General features: G+C 68.6%; 14 protein-coding genes and 1 pseudogene. 9 read left to right on the top strand and 6 right to left on the bottom strand.

The window, feature by feature from the left end:
- Positions 1 to 43: 43 nt before the first annotated feature.
- From BJQ95_RS09285 to BJQ95_RS19525, 4 genes and pseudogenes are all read left to right on the top strand, one after another.
- Positions 44 to 1,015: a carbohydrate ABC transporter permease gene (locus tag BJQ95_RS09285; RefSeq protein ID WP_130177493.1), complete on the top strand. Its 972-nt coding sequence runs from the start codon at positions 44 to 46 to the stop codon at positions 1,013 to 1,015.
- Positions 1,012 to 1,947 (top strand): carbohydrate ABC transporter permease, encoded by a 936-nt coding sequence (locus BJQ95_RS09290; RefSeq protein WP_130177492.1) that lies wholly within the window; start codon positions 1,012 to 1,014, stop codon positions 1,945 to 1,947. Before BJQ95_RS09285 ends, BJQ95_RS09290 begins: the two co-directional genes overlap by 4 nt.
- Before the next feature lie 2 nt (positions 1,948 to 1,949).
- On the top strand, positions 1,950 to 3,968 hold the full coding sequence (locus BJQ95_RS09295; RefSeq protein ID WP_130177491.1) for a beta-galactosidase: 2,019 nt from the start codon (positions 1,950 to 1,952) through the stop codon (positions 3,966 to 3,968).
- Between the two features lie 165 nt (positions 3,969 to 4,133).
- Positions 4,134 to 4,181 (top strand): annotated as a pseudogene (locus tag BJQ95_RS19525) (hypothetical protein); the annotation flags it as partial.
- Positions 4,182 to 4,550: 369 nt separating this feature from the next.
- On the opposite strand, the gene BJQ95_RS09305 reads toward BJQ95_RS19525, so the two are convergent.
- Together BJQ95_RS09305 and BJQ95_RS09310 are read right to left on the bottom strand one after the other, a co-directional pair.
- Complete coding sequence (locus BJQ95_RS09305) at positions 4,551 to 6,146, bottom strand: ABC-F family ATP-binding cassette domain-containing protein (RefSeq protein ID WP_130177490.1); 1,596 nt, start codon at positions 6,144 to 6,146, stop codon at positions 4,551 to 4,553.
- Between the two features lie 69 nt (positions 6,147 to 6,215).
- Complete coding sequence (locus tag BJQ95_RS09310) at positions 6,216 to 6,587, bottom strand: hypothetical protein (RefSeq protein ID WP_130177489.1); 372 nt, start codon at positions 6,585 to 6,587, stop codon at positions 6,216 to 6,218.
- A 64-nt stretch (positions 6,588 to 6,651) separates the two neighbouring features.
- Here BJQ95_RS09310 and BJQ95_RS09315 point away from each other — a divergent pair, with 64 nt between their 5' ends.
- A complete protein-coding gene (locus tag BJQ95_RS09315) occupies positions 6,652 to 7,542 on the top strand; it encodes a hypothetical protein (protein ID WP_240694710.1) in 891 nt (296 codons plus the stop codon).
- On the opposite strand, the gene BJQ95_RS09320 is transcribed toward BJQ95_RS09315, so the two are convergent.
- A complete protein-coding gene (locus tag BJQ95_RS09320; RefSeq protein WP_130177488.1) occupies positions 7,539 to 8,453 on the bottom strand; it encodes a DnaJ domain-containing protein in 915 nt (304 codons plus the stop codon). The two genes, BJQ95_RS09315 and BJQ95_RS09320, sit on opposite strands and share 4 nt — an antisense overlap.
- A 126-nt stretch (positions 8,454 to 8,579) precedes the next feature.
- Here BJQ95_RS09320 and BJQ95_RS09325 point away from each other — a divergent pair, with 126 nt between their 5' ends.
- Entirely contained in the window at positions 8,580 to 9,227 is a 648-nt protein-coding gene (locus BJQ95_RS09325; RefSeq protein WP_240694709.1) for a DUF1345 domain-containing protein, read from the top strand.
- A 20-nt stretch (positions 9,228 to 9,247) separates the two neighbouring features.
- Here the strand turns inward: BJQ95_RS09325 and BJQ95_RS09330 are convergent, their stop codons facing one another.
- From BJQ95_RS09330 to BJQ95_RS09340, 3 genes are all read right to left on the bottom strand, one after another.
- Positions 9,248 to 10,096, bottom strand: coding sequence for an SMP-30/gluconolactonase/LRE family protein (locus BJQ95_RS09330; protein ID WP_130177487.1), 849 nt, complete (start codon positions 10,094 to 10,096; stop codon positions 9,248 to 9,250).
- Positions 10,097 to 10,152: 56 nt separating this feature from the next.
- Positions 10,153 to 10,317 carry a hypothetical protein gene (locus BJQ95_RS09335; protein ID WP_165384911.1) on the bottom strand — a complete coding sequence of 55 codons (165 nt, stop codon included), beginning with the start codon at positions 10,315 to 10,317 and terminating at the stop codon, positions 10,153 to 10,155.
- An 88-nt stretch (positions 10,318 to 10,405) separates the two neighbouring features.
- On the bottom strand, positions 10,406 to 11,083 hold the full coding sequence (locus tag BJQ95_RS09340; protein WP_240694708.1) for an SOS response-associated peptidase family protein: 678 nt from the start codon (positions 11,081 to 11,083) through the stop codon (positions 10,406 to 10,408).
- 132 nt (positions 11,084 to 11,215) lie between these two features.
- On the opposite strand from BJQ95_RS09340, the gene BJQ95_RS09345 reads away from it, so the two are divergent.
- From BJQ95_RS09345 to BJQ95_RS09355, 3 genes are all read left to right on the top strand, one after another.
- Positions 11,216 to 11,998 (top strand): hypothetical protein, encoded by a 783-nt coding sequence (locus BJQ95_RS09345; RefSeq protein ID WP_205750097.1) that lies wholly within the window; start codon positions 11,216 to 11,218, stop codon positions 11,996 to 11,998.
- On the top strand, positions 11,995 to 13,644 hold the full coding sequence (locus BJQ95_RS09350; RefSeq protein WP_130177485.1) for a DNA polymerase Y family protein: 1,650 nt from the start codon (positions 11,995 to 11,997) through the stop codon (positions 13,642 to 13,644). The genes BJQ95_RS09345 and BJQ95_RS09350 overlap by 4 nt, the downstream gene beginning before the upstream one ends.
- 116 nt (positions 13,645 to 13,760) lie before the next feature.
- Positions 13,761 to 17,174: an error-prone DNA polymerase gene (locus BJQ95_RS09355; RefSeq protein ID WP_130177484.1), complete on the top strand. Its 3,414-nt coding sequence runs from the start codon at positions 13,761 to 13,763 to the stop codon at positions 17,172 to 17,174.
- The last annotated feature ends 10 nt before the right edge of the window (positions 17,175 to 17,184 follow it).

Consider the following 17,184-nt stretch of genomic DNA (forward strand, 5'->3'; position numbering starts at 1 on the left):
ATCGGCCGGTCCGACCGGTCTGTCACTCCCCGAAGGAGTCGTTATGACGCACTCCCCGGCGCTCGCCAGCGAGCGCCCCGCCTCCGCACCCCCGCTGAAAAAGCGCGCCAATCCGATGAAGCGCAAGCAGCGCCTCGCCGCCTACCTGTTTCTGGTGCCGTTTTTCATCGTGTTCATCACGATGCTTGTCGTCCCCCTCGTGTACGCGGGATACCTGAGCCTGTTCGAGAGCAAACTGATCGGCGGTGACGTCTTCGCGGGCCTGGCCAATTACGTCCGTGCCCTCACCGACTCCGCATTCCTGGCCGGACTCGGCCGGGTCGGCCTGTTCTTCATCATCCAGGTGCCGATCATGCTCGGCCTGGCCCTGTTCCTGGCCCTGGCGCTCGACAGCGCTCGCGGGCGGGGATCCAAAGCCGTGCGCCTGCTGATCTTCGTGCCGTATGCGGTTCCGGCGGTGGTCGCCACGCTGATGTGGGGCTACCTGTACGGCCCCGACTTCGGACCGATCGCCCAGATCTCCCGGGCGGTCGGGCTCGGGACTCCGGACTTCCTCTCCCCGGAGTCCATTCTCGGCTCGATGATGAACATCGTCACCTGGGAGTTCGTCGGCTACAACATGATCATCATGTATGCGGCCCTCCGGTCGATCCCCGCCGAACTCTACGAGGCGGCCGAGATCGACGGCGCCGGCCAGTTCCGGCTGGCGTGGAGCATCAAGATCCCTGCCATCAGGCCGGCGCTCATGCTCACCGTGATCTTCTCGATCATCGGCTCCTTCCAGCTCTTCGCCGAGCCGAGCCTGCTGAACGCAATCGCCCCCGACGCGATCTCAACCTCGTTCACGCCGAACTACTACGCCTACAACCTCGCCTTCATCAACCAGGAGCTGAACTACGCGGCCGCCATCGCCTTCCTCCTCGGGGTCGTGATCGCCATCGTCTCCTATTTCGTCCAACTCGCCGGGGAACGCCGGGAACGGGTGGGCCTCGCTGAAAGGGGAATTGAGCCATGACCTCCATCGACACGAGCCTGATCAAAACGGACAACGAGAGCGACGGCACGCAGTCCCCGCCTCGCACCGCTCGCCGGTACTCGCCGGAGGGGCGCCGCAGCCTGCTGCTCACAGTTCTGCTGTGGCTGTGCGTTCTGTACTTCGTGCTCCCGCTGTGGTGGTTATTCGTCTCCTCGACGAAGAACAACTCCGCGCTCTTCTCGACGTTCGGCATGTGGTTCGGCGGGGACTTCTCGTTGTGGGAGAACCTGCAGACGCTTTTCACCGTGCGCGACGGGATCTTCCTGCGCTGGATGCTCAATACCTTCGTCTACGCGTTCGTGTCCGCGGCCGGTGCCACACTCCTGGCCACCATGGCGGGCTATTCGTTCGCGAAATACGACTTCCCCGGCAAGAAGCTGCTCTTCAGCGCGACCCTCGGCGCCGTGATGATCCCGTTGACCGCCCTCGCGCTGCCGACCTACCTGCTGTTCTCCCAGGCGGGCCTGACGGACACTCCGTGGGCGGTCATCATCCCGTCGCTGGTGAGCCCCTTCGGGGTCTATCTGATGCGGGTCTATGCGGCCGATGCGATTCCCGACGGCCTCATCGAGGCGGCACGGGTGGATGGCGCCGGAGAGTTCCGGATCTTCGCCCAGGTCGGCCTGCGCCTGCTCGGCCCTGGCCTGGTCACGGTGTTCCTGTTCTCCCTCGTGGCGACCTGGAACAACTACTTCCTGCCGCTGATCATGCTCAACAGTTCCGAGCTCTACCCCATCACCGTGGGCCTGGCCCAGCTTCAGTCCGCGGCGTCGGCGGGCGGCGGTTCCCAGGCGCTGTTCTCAACGGTGATCACGGGATCGTTCGTGTCGATCCTCCCGCTGGTCATCGCGTTCCTGTTCTTACAGCGTTACTGGCAGTCCGGTCTGGCCAGCGGTGGAGTGAAAGGTTGATCATGACGATCTGGTACGGAGGGGACTACAACCCGGAGCAGTGGCCGAGGGAGATCTGGGACGAAGACGTGCGTCTGATGAACCGGGCGGGCGTGTCGCTTGCGACGGTGGGGGTGTTCTCCTGGGCGCGGCTGGAACCCCGTGAAGGGGACTACGACTTCACCTGGCTCGACGAGGTGCTCGACCTGCTGCACGCCAACGGTGTGCGGGTCGACCTCGCGACCGCGACGGCGTCACCGCCACCCTGGCTGGCGCTGCGGTATCCCCAGACCCTGCCGGTGACCGAGCACGGCGTGCGACTCTCGGTGGGCAGCCGGCAGCAGTACTGCCCGAGCTCACCCGTGTACCGCCAGAAGGCAGCGGAACTCGTTCGGCGCATTGTCGAACGCTACGCGGACCATCCGGCGCTTGAGTTGTGGCACGTCAACAACGAATACGGCTGCCACGTCAGCCACTGCTACTGCGAGGTCTCCGCCGAGGCCTTCCGGGACTGGCTGCGCGCAAAGTACGGCGACGTCGAGGAGCTCAATCGGGTCTGGGGCACAGCGTTCTGGTCGCAACGATACGACTCGTTCAACGAAGTCTCGCCGCCGCGGGCGGCACCCACCTTCCGCAACCCCACCCAACTGCTCGACTTCGACCGGTTCTCCAACGACGAACTCCTCGCCTGCTACCGGGCGGAGGCCGCCATCATCCGCGACCGCTCCGCGATACCCGTCACCACGAACTTCATGGGGTTCTTCAAGGCCGTGGACTACTGGGCGTGGGCGCGCGAAGTCGACATTGTCAGCGACGACACCTACCCCGATCCCGCCGACCCCGACGCGCCTGCGTACGCCGCGATGGTGCGCGACCTCATGCGTTCGCTCGGCGGTGGGGCGCCGTGGCTGTTGATGGAGCAGGCGCCGAGCGCTGTCAACTGGCGGCGGCAGAATGCCGCGAAAGCGCCCGGGCAGATGCGAGCCTGGTCCTACCAGTCCGTGGCCCGAGGCGCCGACGGCGTCCTCTTCTTCCAGTGGCGGCAATCCGCGGTCGGCTCCGAGAAGTTCCACTCCGGGCTGGTCCCGCACGCCGGAACCGACACGCGGCTGTGGCGCGAGGTGGAACAGTTGGGCAGTGAGCTGGCGGCCCTGTCGTCGCTCTCGGGAGCCGAGGCGATTGCCGGCACCCGGGTGCCGTCGACCGTCGCCATCACCCTCGACTGGGACAGCTGGTGGGCGATCGAGCAACCGGCCACCCCCACCGACGTGTCGTATCTGCACACCCTGTTCGCCTGGCACCGCGCCCTCACCGAGTCGGGGGTCACCGTAGACTTCGTCCGGTCCGATGCCGACCTGTCCGGCTACAGCCTCGTCGTCGCCCCGGCGCATTTCACCGCCACCGACGCGCAGGTGGCGAACCTGGCCGAGTTCGCCCAGACGGGGACCCTCGTCGTCGGCTTCGGCACCGCGGTGACCGATGAGAATCTGCACGTGAGGCTCGGCGGTTACCTGGGCGCACCGCTTCGGAGCGCGCTCGGCGTGTGGATCGAGGAATTCGCGCCGCCGGCCGCTCCCGACCCGCAGAACCTCGGCACCGGCACTCCCCCGGCGCTCGCCCTGTACGGCTCGGTGTTCGGCGGTGCGGCCGCGGGCGGGGTCTGGGCCGAATACCTGCGGGTAGAGGATGCCGAGACCCTGGCGACCTTTGGTGCTGGTGCACTCAGCGGCTGGCCGGCGGTGACTCGTCGAGCAACGCCGGGCGGAGCAGGCTGGTACGTGGCCACACTGCCCGAGCCGGCCGCCCTGCAGCGACTGGCCGCGGAGGTACTCCTCGACGCCGGCATCGAGCTGCCGGCACCGGTGACCCGCGGCGGACTGGTGGAGTGCGTGCGCCGGGGCGGATCCCTGTTCGTGATCAATCACGGTGCGGATGACGCCGTGCTCCAGATCGACGGTACCGACCTGCTGACGGGCGCGCCAACATCCGGGATGCGGCTGCCCCAGCACGCAGTGGCAATTGTGCGACCCCGGGAGGGATGAGCGATCCGGACACCGGTCGGACCCTGCGCCGGAATACCACTCCCGGGATCTTCCCGCGAGGCTGCCAGAGTCACCGAAAGCACTCGTGAGAGTGCTCTCAGGTCGTCGAGACCCCGTTGACCCTCTACCCGTGGATCAACTATCTCGGCAGGGGTCTACGCGCAGATGATCGCCGGCAAGGAAGCATCCAGGCACGGTGACGCGAAGAACTCCTGGCTCACCGGAGCGGCCGCCTGGAACGTCGTGACGGTCTCCCAGTACCTGCTGGTCGTGCGCACCGACTATGACGGTCTGGTCGTCGACCCGCAGATCGGACCGGACGTGGCTGAGTTCACCGTCACCCGGCAGGCGCGCGGCGCGACCTACGTGATCACGGTGGCCAACTCCGGCCGCGAGGGCCCCCGTGCGCGTCTCGAGGTCGACGAGGTGGCCATCGAGGGTCGCCCCCGCCTCGACCGCGCCGGCACACTCGCCGGGAGTGAACCTGACCTGGCTCAGCGATCCGCGGGTCAGGCGCCGTTGGGCGGGTGGCACGCCTCCCGCCCAGCGGCGCGGCTCCCGCGAATCGCGGGGCCGGCCGGATCAGGCGACGGCGACCTCGACCTCGCCGGCCTCGGCGCCCTCGCTGCCAAAGACCAGGCGACGGTTGGCAATCTTGTCGGTGAAGAACCTGTCATGACTGACTACGACCACGGCGCCGGGGAAGTGCAGCAGGGCACGCTCCATCACCTGGGTGCTTGACAGGTCCAGGTGGTTGGTCGGTTCGTCCAGCAGCAGCACCGAGGCACCGGAAAGCAGGCACTGTGCCATCGCGACGCGGGCCTTCTGCCCACCCGAAAGATTACCGATCTTCTGCTTGAGGTCGGTCTCGGAGAACTGGAACATGGTGAGGAACCGGTTCACCGACTTGCGGGTGGCAGTGAACGCCAGGCTGCCCTCGAGCGCGTTGACGGCGTGGCTGACGGTGTCGGTGTCGTCGAGTTCGGCGAGAACCTGGTTGTACGACACCATCCCGGCACCCTTGGCCCAGTCCACCTCACCGTGATCGGCCGTTTCCTCCCCGGTGAGCACCCGGAGCAGGGTGGTCTTGCCGCTGCCGTTGGCGCCGAGCACCACGATGCGGTTGCCCCGGCGGATCTCGAAGCTCAGGTCGTTGAAGAGCACCTTGTCGCCGTAGGCCTTGCTGAGCATCTCGACCCGGCAGAGCACATCCTTGATGTGCAGGTTGCCGTAGATCTCGGTGATGATCTTGTCGACCGGTCGCGGCGTGCGGGACTTCTTGATGGTGGCGAGCTGGCTGCCGAGCTTGCGGCTGGCGGCCTTCTGCGCTTCGCGCCGGTCGGCGATGCCCTCGGACTCGAAGGCGAGGAGTTCGGACTCGTGCACGAACTGCGCCTCGAGGGTCTTGAGCCGAAACTGCTTCTGCACCACGTACTCGCCGAAGTTGCCCGGGTACTCGTGCAGGTGGAAGTTCTCCAGTTCGATGATGCGGGTCACGACGGCGTCGAGGAAGGTGCGGTCGTGCGACACGATCACGGCCGCGCCCGTGAAGTCGCGGAACCAGCCCTCCAGCCATTCCACCCCGGCAACGTCGAGGTAGTTGGTGGGCTCGTCGAGCAGCAGCACGTCCGGCGCCTCGAGCAGGATCTTCGCCAAGGCCGCGCGGTTGCGCCAGCCGCCGGACAGCTCGTCGATCGCACAGCTGCGGTGGGCCTCGTCGAAGCCCAGGATGGTCAGGGCCGCGTCGATGCGGCGGGGGTAGTCCCAGCCGTCCAACCGGTCCATGTCCTCGAACAGTTCGGACTGGCGGTGGATCAGCCGGTCCAGCTCGGCGCTGGCCGACGAATCCGCGGCGATCGCGGCCTCGATGGAGGCGAGTTCGGCCTCCACGGCCTTGATCTCCACGAAGAGTGCGTCGAGCACCTCGGTGATGGTGGACTCGCCGTTCAGTTCGGAGAACTGGGAGAAGTAGCCGATCTTCACCCCGTCCTCGACCGTGACGGTGCCGCTATCCGGGGTCACCTGGCCGAGGATCAGCTTGATCAGGGTGGTCTTGCCCGACCCGTTCCGGCCGATCATGCCGACCCGGTCCCCCGGCTCGAGGCGGAAGAAGGTCTCGCGGAGCACCTGGGTGTTCTCGAAACGCACACTGACGTCGTTCAGCCTGATCAGGCTCATGGGTTCTGCACTCTCGGGTTAGGTTCGTCCAGCAGGGTCAGTCGACCCCGGCGTATGGCAGGTGGCTGGTTACTCGCTGTGTTCGGCGGCATCGACGATGCCGATGAAGCGGCTGCCTATCCCGTCGACCTCGCGTCGGCTGAGCCCGGCAGCGGCGGCGGGAAGTTCGTCGTAACCGTGGTGGTCGCAGGTCAGGTAGCTGAACTCCGGCCACCACTTCTTGGGCCGTGCGACCTCGGTGAACCCGCAGACACTGCAGGTGAGTTCGATCCACACGGGCTTCTTGCCGGTGCGGTTCGCCCGCGATTGCACCAGCCAGGCCGGCGGGTTCGTCTCGATCTCGGCGAGCTGGGCTTCGGTCATGCGGCTGGGAAGGTCGTGGCGCTGCGCCATCTCGAGGGGAATATCGAGGCGGAGCGCTGCTTCTCGTCTGGTAATCATCAGGTTCAACGATAGGCGCTGCGACCTGTGACACGGGCCGGGACAGGAACTGGTTCAATGAAGCATGCCTGAAATCATCTCCCCGCTCGGCCTGCTGCTGGATGTGGATGGTCCGATTGCCAGCCCGGACAGCCGCACCATCGCCACGCCCAGCATCATCGCCGACCTGATCACCCTGGCCGGGGCGAACGTGCCGATCGGCTTCATCACGGGGCGATCGGCCCAGTTCATCAGCGAGCAGGTGGTCGCTCCGCTGGTGGACGCCGGACTCCCGCCGGTGATGCGCATGTACGGCGTCTGCGAGAAGGGCGCCGTGTGGTTCCCCATCACCGACGCCGGCATGGGCGAGGTAGTCGTCGACGACAGTGTGGCCCTCCCGGAGGCCGTCGCAGACCGCATCCGTGACCTGGTCGGCACCGACTTTGCCGACACGATGTTCTTCGACGAGACCAAGCTCGCCATGGTCTCCGTCGAGCAGCGCACGGATGTCGACCGGGCCGCCTATCACGTCGCCCAGGCGTCCTTCGAAGAAGCCGCCTACACGATCATGATCGAGCACGGCCTCGGCGTGCGATTCGGTGACCGGGTCTCCCCCGACGCCGCCGGCGCTGTGCCGTTCCGCATCGACACCACGATCATCTCCACCGACATCGAATCGGTGGACCTCGACAAGGACCACGCCGCGAAGCGTGCCCTGGCCTTCTTCGCCGAGGGAGGTGTGCTCCCCCGGCTCTGGCGCTCGGTGGGCGATTCCCGCAGCGACTACAAGATGGCCGACCACCTGCACGCCGCTGGATTCGACGTCGCCCATGTCGACGTGCGTCCGGCCGACGGCATCCTAGACCGGCCGTACCCGGTCATCGTGGAGGGCGAGCTCATCCACGATGCGGCCGGCGCGGCGTTCCTCGGCTACTGGGTGCGGAAACTCGGCCTCGGCGAGGTCGTGCCCGCCTAGTCCTCGACGAAGCGGATGCCGTTCTGCAGCGTGCTGCGCAGCTCGAAGACCTTCTCGAAACTGCCCCGTTCCATGCCGGGGATCCCGTCGCGCAGCACGCTGACCAGGCGGGACCGCGGGATCACCACGACCAGGGGGCGCCGGCCGCGGCTGGGCAACGACAGGGGCTCGGGGACGGCCACATCCGGGGCCACCACGATCAGGGCGGTGAAGCGCACCCGCAGCGACTTAGCGAGGATGCGGGCGGCCGCGGCGAACTCATCCAACGGTTCCTCGCCGGGCTCGAGCGCTTCTCCGGCGAGCTCGCCGCGTTTGAGCTGCACCGGCGCCCCCCAGTCCTCGGACAGGATCGCGAACAGCCCGGCCGGGCCGAGCACGACGTGGTCGACCTTCTCGACGTCGTCGCGGGTGGCGATGTCGTGCCAGGCCGTGTAGCCGATGCCGAGTCCGGAGATCAGCTGAGCGGTTGTCTCCTCCGCGAGGGCCTTGGCGAGCCGATGCCGGATCTCCCGCGGCGCGGACCTGATCAGGTCGGGGGCATAGGGGTCGTCGATAACAGTGCCGCGACCGGCCCATTCCCGCAGCAGGGCCAGGTAGCGCTGCCGGGAGTGGCCGCCGGGGTGACCGTGCATCCTAGCCTTCATCCCCGAGGAGGACGGACGCGCCGGGGTGGGCACGCCGGAGTAGGACGTCTCCGGGTAGCGGGCGCCGTCATACGCGGCCCGGCTCTCCGGGCTGCCGATACGTTCCCAGGCCACTTGCACGGCGTGGAAGGAGGCGGGGCTGCCGCCGACGTCGGGGTGGGATTGCCGGAGCTTCCGCCGGTAGGCGCGTCGCAACTCCTCGTCGGTCACCGAGGGGCTCACCCCCAGCACCTCGTAGGGACTGGCCGCGGCCGGACTATCTGACATTCTCGCGGTCTCTTTCGGCCTGGAACGGGAAATTCATTCGGCCACCAGCCTAACCAGCGTTTCTGGTATCTCGCCGACACCGCCCGGTGCGCCCGTTTCGCGGGAGATTCGTGGGACGATCAGCGAGTGAACACCCCGTCTCCGGTGCCCCGCCGGCACCGCTCCAGCACCCGCCTGATCGCCATGGTCCTGGTCGGCCTCCTGGCCGGCCTGCTGACCGGCTTCAGTGGCGGCTGGCTCCTGGCACCGGCGGTCGGCTGGTCCGCCGCCGCGATCCTCTACATCAGCTGGGTATGGTTCGTCGTCGCGCGAATGGATGCGCCGACCACAGCGGCGCACGCCACCAGGGAAGATCCGTCCAGGGGCATCACCGACCTGCTCTTAATCCTGGCCAGTCTGGCCAGCCTGGGCAGCATCCTGATCGTGCTCCTGCAGGCCCGCGGTGCGGCCGGGGCCGGGCAAGTCGTGTTGGCGGCGCTGGCCCTGGCCACTGTCGCGCTGTCCTGGCTCCTCGTGCACACCCTGTTCACCCTGCGCTACGCGTCGTTGTACTACGCCGATGACGACGGCGGGATCGATTTCAACCAGGCCGAGCCGCCGCGCTACGCAGATTTCGCCTACCTGGCGTTCACCCTGGGCATGACCTTCCAGGTGTCGGACACCTCGCTGACCTCGTCGGTCATGCGAGCCGCGGCCCTCCGGCACGCGTTGATGTCGTTCCTGTTCGGCTCGATCATCCTGGCCACGCTGATCAACCTCGTCGCGGGCCTATAGCCCGAACCGGTGTGGGGTGGCTATCCGGCGAACGGTGTCACGGGCAGTCCGGTGACTCCGGGGGTGACCGTGAAGATCGACCCGGCGAGGGGATCCTCGCCCGGGGCGAGATCCTCCCTGGAGGTGGTGATGAACAGTTGACTCAAATCGTCGCCGCCGAAGGTGCACGCCGTGACCCGGTCGGCAGCCACGGTGATGACCTCGTCCAGGCGCCCGTCCGGCGTGTAGCGCCGCACCGCCCCACCGGCGTACAGGGCCACCCAGACGCCGCCGTCGCTGTCCACGGTGAGGCCATCGGGGTAGCCGTCCGCCGACGGGATCTCCGCAAAGGTGCGCAGTCCCGTCAGCCCGGTGTCCGGCGACCAGTCGAACACCCCGATCCGGCCGGTCGGAGTGTCGTTGTAGTACGCCAGCGACCCGTCCGGGCTCCAATCCAGGCCGTTAGAGATGGTCACCCCGGCCAGGGCCAGGGTGACAGCTCCGTCCGGGGCGAGCCGATAGAGCGATCCCGCCTCGTGGCGCTGGTCGTAGGCCATCGAGCCGCAGTAGAACGAGCCATCCGGGGCGGTGCCGCCGTCGTTCATGCGCACCGTCGCGTCGCTCCATACCTCGGGCAGACCGGTCAGGGTGCCGTCGGGCTTTTCGAGGGCGAAGCCGCGCTCCAGAGCGATGACCGCTCCCCCGCCCAGCCGAGGACGGAGGGCGGCCGCGATGGTGTCGACGTGCCGCCGGGTCACCGTGCCGTCGGGGGTCAGCGACAGGATGTCGCCGGCGAAGAGGTCCACGAGACGCAGGCCGCCCCAGGACGGGGAGAAGACCGGACCCTCACCGTGAAAGGTGATCGGGTCGGTGAGCTGGTCGGCGCGCATACGGATCCTCGTGAGGTGGTGTCAGGGCAGTTGAGTGGACCGGGTCGCTCCGGCGATCAGTTGCGAAGCGCGCGAACCGGGATGGCGATGGCCGCGCTGACGGCCAGGATGCCGGCGAAGAAGATCGCGCCCTGCCAGGCGGTCACGGTGAAGGCCAAGCCGAACAACCACAGGCCGAACACGAAGACGACCATCGCGATGACGAAGGTAAGAATGGGCATGGCAGGGTCCTCTCAACGGTGCCGCGAAAGCTTATCCGCGCTCGTTTCGAGCGTACTAGCTCGCAGGGCAGCGTGGCTCCGCCAACGGTCAGGCGGTGTAGCCGACTTCGCGCTCCGGGCCGAGGGGCTCAACGAGCTCTGGCGCATCGCCGGTGACCGGGGCGACCTGGTAGAACGCCAATCCGGCCGCCGCCTCACTGGAGGCCGCGACAATCGCGTCGACGAGGGCCTGATCGCCCTCGGTGTGCGGGTCCAGCCAGGAGTCCCAGCATTCCTCGGGCAGCACCACGGGCATCCGGTCGTGGATGTCGGCGAGGGCGCCCTGGGCGCCGGTGGTGAGGATGGTGGCCGTTAATACCCATCGGGCCGGGTCGTCCGGGCCGAGGGTCGGATTGCGCCACCACGAGTACAGGCCGGCCAGCGCCAGGGGCAGGCCGTCGTCGGAGTGCACGAAGTACGGCGTCTTCGTGGTGCCCTCAGTGTGCCACTCGTAGTAGCCGGTGACCGGAACGATGGCTCGGGTCTTGGCCAGGGCGGTGCGGAAGGTCGGCTTTTCCGCGACGGTCTCGGCGCGGGCATTGAAGGTGGCGAACGCGGCTGTCAGCTCGGGCGAGAAGGTGGGAACCAACGACCAGCGAGCCGGTTCCAGGCGACGAACGGCAGGATCGGACTTCATCGATTCGAGCACGATCGGGATCTGGTCGGTCGGTTTCACGTTCCAGGAGGGCTCCGGCAGCTCGCCGGCCTCGTGCTCTATGTCGAACATGGCGGCGAGGTCAGGCGCCGAATCGGTAATGATGAATCGCCCACACATAGGCTCAGGTTACCGTGCCACCTGAGGACCGTCCGGTTATCCACACCGGTTGACTAAATCGAATCTGTGTTCGAAAATGAATGGGTGTCCATACCCCTGATCTCCGTAGCGAGCGCCCCGGTCTCCCCGGCCGGCGCCCCGGCCGGTGCCTCGGCCGCCGACCGGGTCATCGAACTGCAGGCGCGCATCCAGGGCATGCAGCGGGACCGCTGGGCAGCCGGGGGCAGGGCAGTCTCCGGGGTTCTGGGCCGCATTCTGCCGGACGGGATCCTGCGAACCGGCGTGGTCTACACGGTCGACAATTCAACGTCCCTGATCATGGCGGTACTGGCTGCGGCCGGCCAGGACGGCGGCTGGAGCGCGGTGGTAGGCCTGCCCGACTTCGGCACGGAGGCCGCTATCGGGTTCGGCATCGACCTCGAGCGCCTCGTGCTCGTTCCCTCCCCCGGTGACCAGTGGTTGGCGGTGACGGCGGCGCTCGTCGACGTGCTGTCCCTCGTCGTCGTACACCCTGAACGTGCCGTCGGCGACGCCGAGGCGGCCAGGCTCGGCGCGAGGTTGCGGCAGAGTGGCTGCACCCTGATCGTGGCCGGCACCTGGTCCCAGACCGAAGCGGACCTGAGGGTGACCGGCACCAGGTGGGAGGGGCTGGGCGCCGGACACGGCTACCTGTCCGGTCGGGACCTGACCGTGCAGGTCTCCGGGAGCAACGGCAGCGGACGGCGGCGTTCAGAGCTGGTGCACCTGCCCGACCTCCCCGGGCCAGGCGACACACTCCCGGCCCACTCCGCTCCCCTCCGCCTCCGGAGGACCGGGCCCACCCCGTCCAACCGGCGCAGGCAACCGGCGGCGGAGTGGACGCCATGAACCGCGAACGCACCATAGTGCTCTGGTGTCCGGACTGGCCGGTGATCGCCGCCCGGTCGGCCACCGACCTGCCTCTCGGCATCCCGCTGGCGCTCATCGATCACGGAATGGTCTTCGCCTGCGCCCCCGAGGCCCGGCACCTGGGTGTCCGCCGCGGCCTGACCGTTCGGGAAGCCCAGTTCCGCTGCACGGATCTCGTCGTGCTGGCCTACGACCCGACCGTGGACCGGCGGGCCTTCGACCCGATCCTGGATGGGCTCGAAAAGATCACACCCGGGGTCGCGGTGCTACGCCCAGGCACCTGCGCCATCCGGGCCCGCGGACCGGTTCGCTACTACGGCGGCGAGTCCGCCGCGGCGCGGGCCTTGCTCGACTACCTCCACGGTGCCGGACTCACCGAAGCCAGGGTTGGGATCGCCGACGGACCGTTCGCCGCCGAGCAGGCGGCGCGCCGCGGCAGGCCCGGACCGGGCGCTGCGCCGGCCGTCGCCGGGCGCCCGGAACCGGACCCAAGTGAACCACGTGACCGCGTGCGGATAGTCCCGGCCGGGCAATCCGCGGCATTCCTGGCGCCACTGCCGGTGTCGGCGGCGGCGGATGCCGGGCTCGGTGCCCTGCTCGCCCGGCTCGGCGTGCACACTCTCGGCCAGTTCGCCAGCCTGCCCGCCCAGGACGTACACCGGAGATTCGGTGCCGCGGCGGCGCAGGCGCACGCCAGGGCGGCCGGCCGGGAACACGAGGAGATCGTCCCGCGCACGCCCACACCGGTGTTCGACCGCGGCCAGGACTTCGAACCGGCCCTGGACCGCATCGACCAACTCGCGTTCGCCCTGCGCAGCACCGCGGACACCTTCGTGCGCGCCCTGCGTGAGCAGACCCTGGTCTGCACGGCCGTGTCGATCCTGGTCAGCACCGAAGACTCGCTGCTGACCGAACGAACCTGGCGGCACCCGCGCTGGTTCACGGCCTCCGACCTCATCGACCGGGTCCGCTGGCAGTTGCAGGGTGACGGCCGCGCGGATTCCGGCCTGCGCGCCGGGGTCGTGCGCGTGGTCTTCTCCCCCGACCAGGTCGACGCCGTCGCGAACCACGAGGACGGCCTGTGGGGATCAGGACCCGACGAACGCATCCATCACGCCCTCACCCGGGTGCAAGGGCTGGTCGGCCACGCCGGCGTGCTGACGGCGGCGATCGACGGTGGAAGACTACTCGCCGACCGCCAACGCTGGCTGCCCTGGGGTGATGAGCCGACAGGGTCAGCAAGCCGGGGGCCGGCCAGGGGGTCTGGGGCAGATGATCGTCCCTGGGCGGGGAGCCTGGGCGGGCTGCTCCCCGCCACGGTCTACCGAGCGGCTCACCCGGTCACCCTTGTCGCCGACGACGGACGGTCCCCGGGTGTCGATGACCGCGGCGCCCTCGACGGGGCCCCGCGACGGTTTGCGCCGGAGCGCACCAGCGCAGGATCCGCTCGGCCGGAACTCCGCCCCGTCGCGGCGTGGGCCGGTCCGTGGCCGGTGCTTGAGCGGTGGTGGGACACGGCGGCCGGCCGCACGGTGCACCGGCTTCAAATCGTCGAGGAGAACGGTGACGCCTGGCTGCTGGCGCTGGACGAGGACGGCTGGCGCGCCGAGGCCCGCTATGACTAGGCAGTGCACGGTACCCGGCCGGACCGGAGACCTAGAGCACCCAGAGCACGCAGGGCACCCAGAGCACCCAGAGCACTCAGAGCGCTCAGGGCACGCAGAGAGAACGGTGCACCCCAATGGGATTCAATAACCCACCGATTCCGTGGTCCGAACTTGAGCGCCGGCTCTCCGACCGGCGGCCGGGCGGCCCTCCCCCAGACGCCGACGGCGGGGACAGCCCGGCCTGGTCTAGGCACCGTCAGCCCTACGCGGCCCCGACCCCTTCCGGCCCTCCGGCTGGGCAGCCCGCCGGCGGCACCGTGGGTTACGCGGAGTTGCACGCCCACTCGAACTTCAGCTTCCTCGACGGCGGCAGCTCACCGGAACACCTCCTCGAGGAGGCCGGGGCGCTGGGCCTGCACGGCCTGGCCCTCACAGACCATGACGGGTTATACGGAGCCGTTCGCCTGGCTGAAACCGCCGAGAGTTACCCCGGCGTGCGCACGGTCTTCGGCGCGGAGCTGTCCCTCGGGCTGACCCGCCGGCAGAACGGGGTGCCGGAGCCCGAGGGCAGTCACCTCGTGGTGCTGGCCAGGGGCCAGGAGGGCTATCACCGGCTCGCTGCCGCGCTCACCCACGGCCAGCTTGCCGGAGGCGAAAAGGGACGGCCGGTCTACGACGTCGACGAGCTCGCCGAGGCGTCGGGCGGGCACTGGAGCATCCTGACCGGCTCTCGGTCCGGAGCCGTGCGCCAGGCCCTGCTTCGCGACGGCGACGAGGCGGCGGCCCGGGAACTGGACCGGCTGGTGGCCCTGTTCGGCCGGGACAGCGTGAACGTCGAGCTGGTCGACCACGGCCGGCCGCAGGACTCCATGACCAACGACAGATTGGCGGTCCTGGCGGAACGGGCCGGGCTGCCCGTGCTCGCGACCAACAATGTGCACTACGCCCGGCCGGCCGACTTCAGGCTCTTCTCTGCCCTCGCGGCCGTCCGCGGCCAACGCAGCCTGGACGACATGGACGGCTGGCTGCCCGCCGGCCCCACCCAGCACTTACGGAGCGGAGCAGAGATGGCCGCGCGGTTCGCCCGGTACCCCGGGGCGGTGGCCCGCACCGTGCCGCTGGCCGATGAATTGGCCTTCTCGCTGCGCCGGGCCAGGCCCAGACTGCCCCGGCAACAGGTGCCGGACGGGCACACCCCGATGAGCTGGTTGCGCCACCTGGTCTGGGAGGGGGCCGAGCGCGCGTACCCAGGCTTCAACGCCAACGTTCGCGACCGGCTGGAGAAGGAACTCGCCGTGATCGAGGCCAAGGACTTCCCCGGCTACTTCCTGATCGTGCACGACATCGTGCAGTTCGCCCGGCGCAAGGGCATCCTCTGCCAGGGCCGCGGATCGGCGGCGAATTCGGCGGTCTGCTTCGTGATCGGGATCACCGCGGTGGACTCGATCTTCTACCGGCTGCCCTTCGAGAGGTTCCTCTCCAGCCTCCGGGAGGAGGAACCCGACATCGACGTCGACTTCGACTCCGACCGGCGGGAAGAGGTGATCCAATACGTCTACGACCGCTACGGCCGCCTCAACGCCGCCCAGGTGGCCAACGTGATCACCTACCGACCGAAGTTCGCCGTGCGCGACATGGCCAAGGCGCTCGGCTACAGCACCGGTCAACAGGATGCCTGGTCCAAGCAGGTGGAGCGCTGGGGCGCCGCGGTGTCCAGCCCCGACCACGACATCCCCGATCAGGTCGCCGACCTCGCCGGTCAGGTACTGGGTTTCCCTCGTCACCTCGGCATCCACTCCGGCGGGATGGTCCTGACCGACCGCCCCGTCGGGGAGGTGTGCCCCATCGAACACGCCCGCAAGGAGAATCGCACGGTGCTGCAGTGGGACAAGGACGACTGCGCCTGGATGGGACTGGTCAAGTTCGACCTGCTCGGCCTGGGCATGCTCGCGGCCCTGCAGTACACCTTCGACCTGGTCAGGGACTCGCTCGGAGAGGACTGGAGCCTGGCCGGCATTCCCCGGGAGGAGGCCGGCGTCTACGACATGCTCTGCCGAGCGGATTCGATCGGGGTGTTCCAGGTGGAGAGCCGGGCCCAGATGGGCACCCTGCCCAGGCTGCAGCCTCGCCGCTTCTACGACCTCGTGGTCGAGATCGCCCTGATCCGGCCCGGCCCGATCCAGGGCGGGGCCGTGCACCCCTACATCCGGCGCAAGCTCGGCCAGGAACCGGTGACCTACCTGCATCCCAAACTCGAACCGGTCCTCGAACGCACCCTCGGCATCCCGCTGTTCCAGGAACAGCTCATGCAGATGGCCATGGCGGTCGGCGGCTGCACCGGCGAAGACGCCGACCTGCTGCGCCGGGCGATGGGTTCCAAACGCGGAGTGGAGAAGATCTCCTCCTTGCGGGCAACCCTCTACGAGGGCATGGCCGGCAACGGGATCACCGGTGCCCTGGCCGACGAGATCTACGAGAAGATCGAGGCCTTCGCGAACTTCGGCTTCGCCGAGAGCCACTCCATCAGCTTCGCCCTGCTCGTCTATGCCAGCGCCTGGTTGAAACTGCACTACCCGGGAGCCTTCCTCGCGGCACTGCTCCGCGCCCAGCCGATGGGGTTCTACTCGCCGCAATCCCTGGTCGCGGATGCCCGCCGGCACGGTGTTCAGGTGCTGCGACCGGATGTGCAGCTCTCCGGCGCCGACGCTTCCCTCGAGCCCCTTGCCGACCCGTCGACCGAACCGGCCGGACGGCCCGGCTGCCTGGACCACGACCAGCCCGCCGTGCCGGGCTATGACCGGACCCTGCCGGTGGACGATCGTGGGCACCGCAGGGACGGGGCCCTGGCCGTGCGTCTCGGCCTCGCGGAGGTGCGTTCCATCGGTTCGGCGGTGGCGGAGAGGATCGTGGCCGACCGGACCAGGTTCGGCCCGTTCCGCTCGATGAACGACCTCGCCAGACGGGCCAGGCTGAACACCGAACAACTCGAATCCCTGGCAACGGCCGGAGCGTTCGAGGGGTTCGGCCTGGAGCGCCGGCAGGCACTGTGGTCGGCCGGGGAGGCAGCCCAGGAGACCGACGCCCATCTGCGCGGCTCCTTCGAGACCGTGCAGCCGCCGTTGCTGGCCCTGATGACTCCCGTGGAGCAGGTGGCCTACGACCTCTGGGCCACCGGGGTCTCCACCGACGACCATCCGATCCGCCACGCCAGGCCGGTCCTGGCAGCCAGGGGCGCACTGGCCGCCGAGCAGCTGGCCGTCAGTGAGAACGGCCGCCGGATCGAGGTCGGCGGGGTCGTCACGCACCGCCAGCGACCGGCAACGGCGAACGGGGTGACCTTCATCAACCTGGAGGATGAGACCGGCAACGTCAATGTGGTGGTGAGCGTCGGGGTGTGGAACCGCTTCCGGAGGATCGCCAGGGAGTCTCCCGCCCTGATGATCCGGGGCATCCTCGAACGCTCGCCGGAGGGCGTGGTCAACCTCATCGCCGACAGATTCGAACCCCTGACCGTGGCGGCCCCTACCTCGTCGCGGGACTTCCGCTAGCGTCGATTCA

This window comes from Cryobacterium sp. SO1, assembly GCF_004210215.2.
GTDB lineage: Bacteria > Actinomycetota > Actinomycetes > Actinomycetales > Microbacteriaceae > Cryobacterium.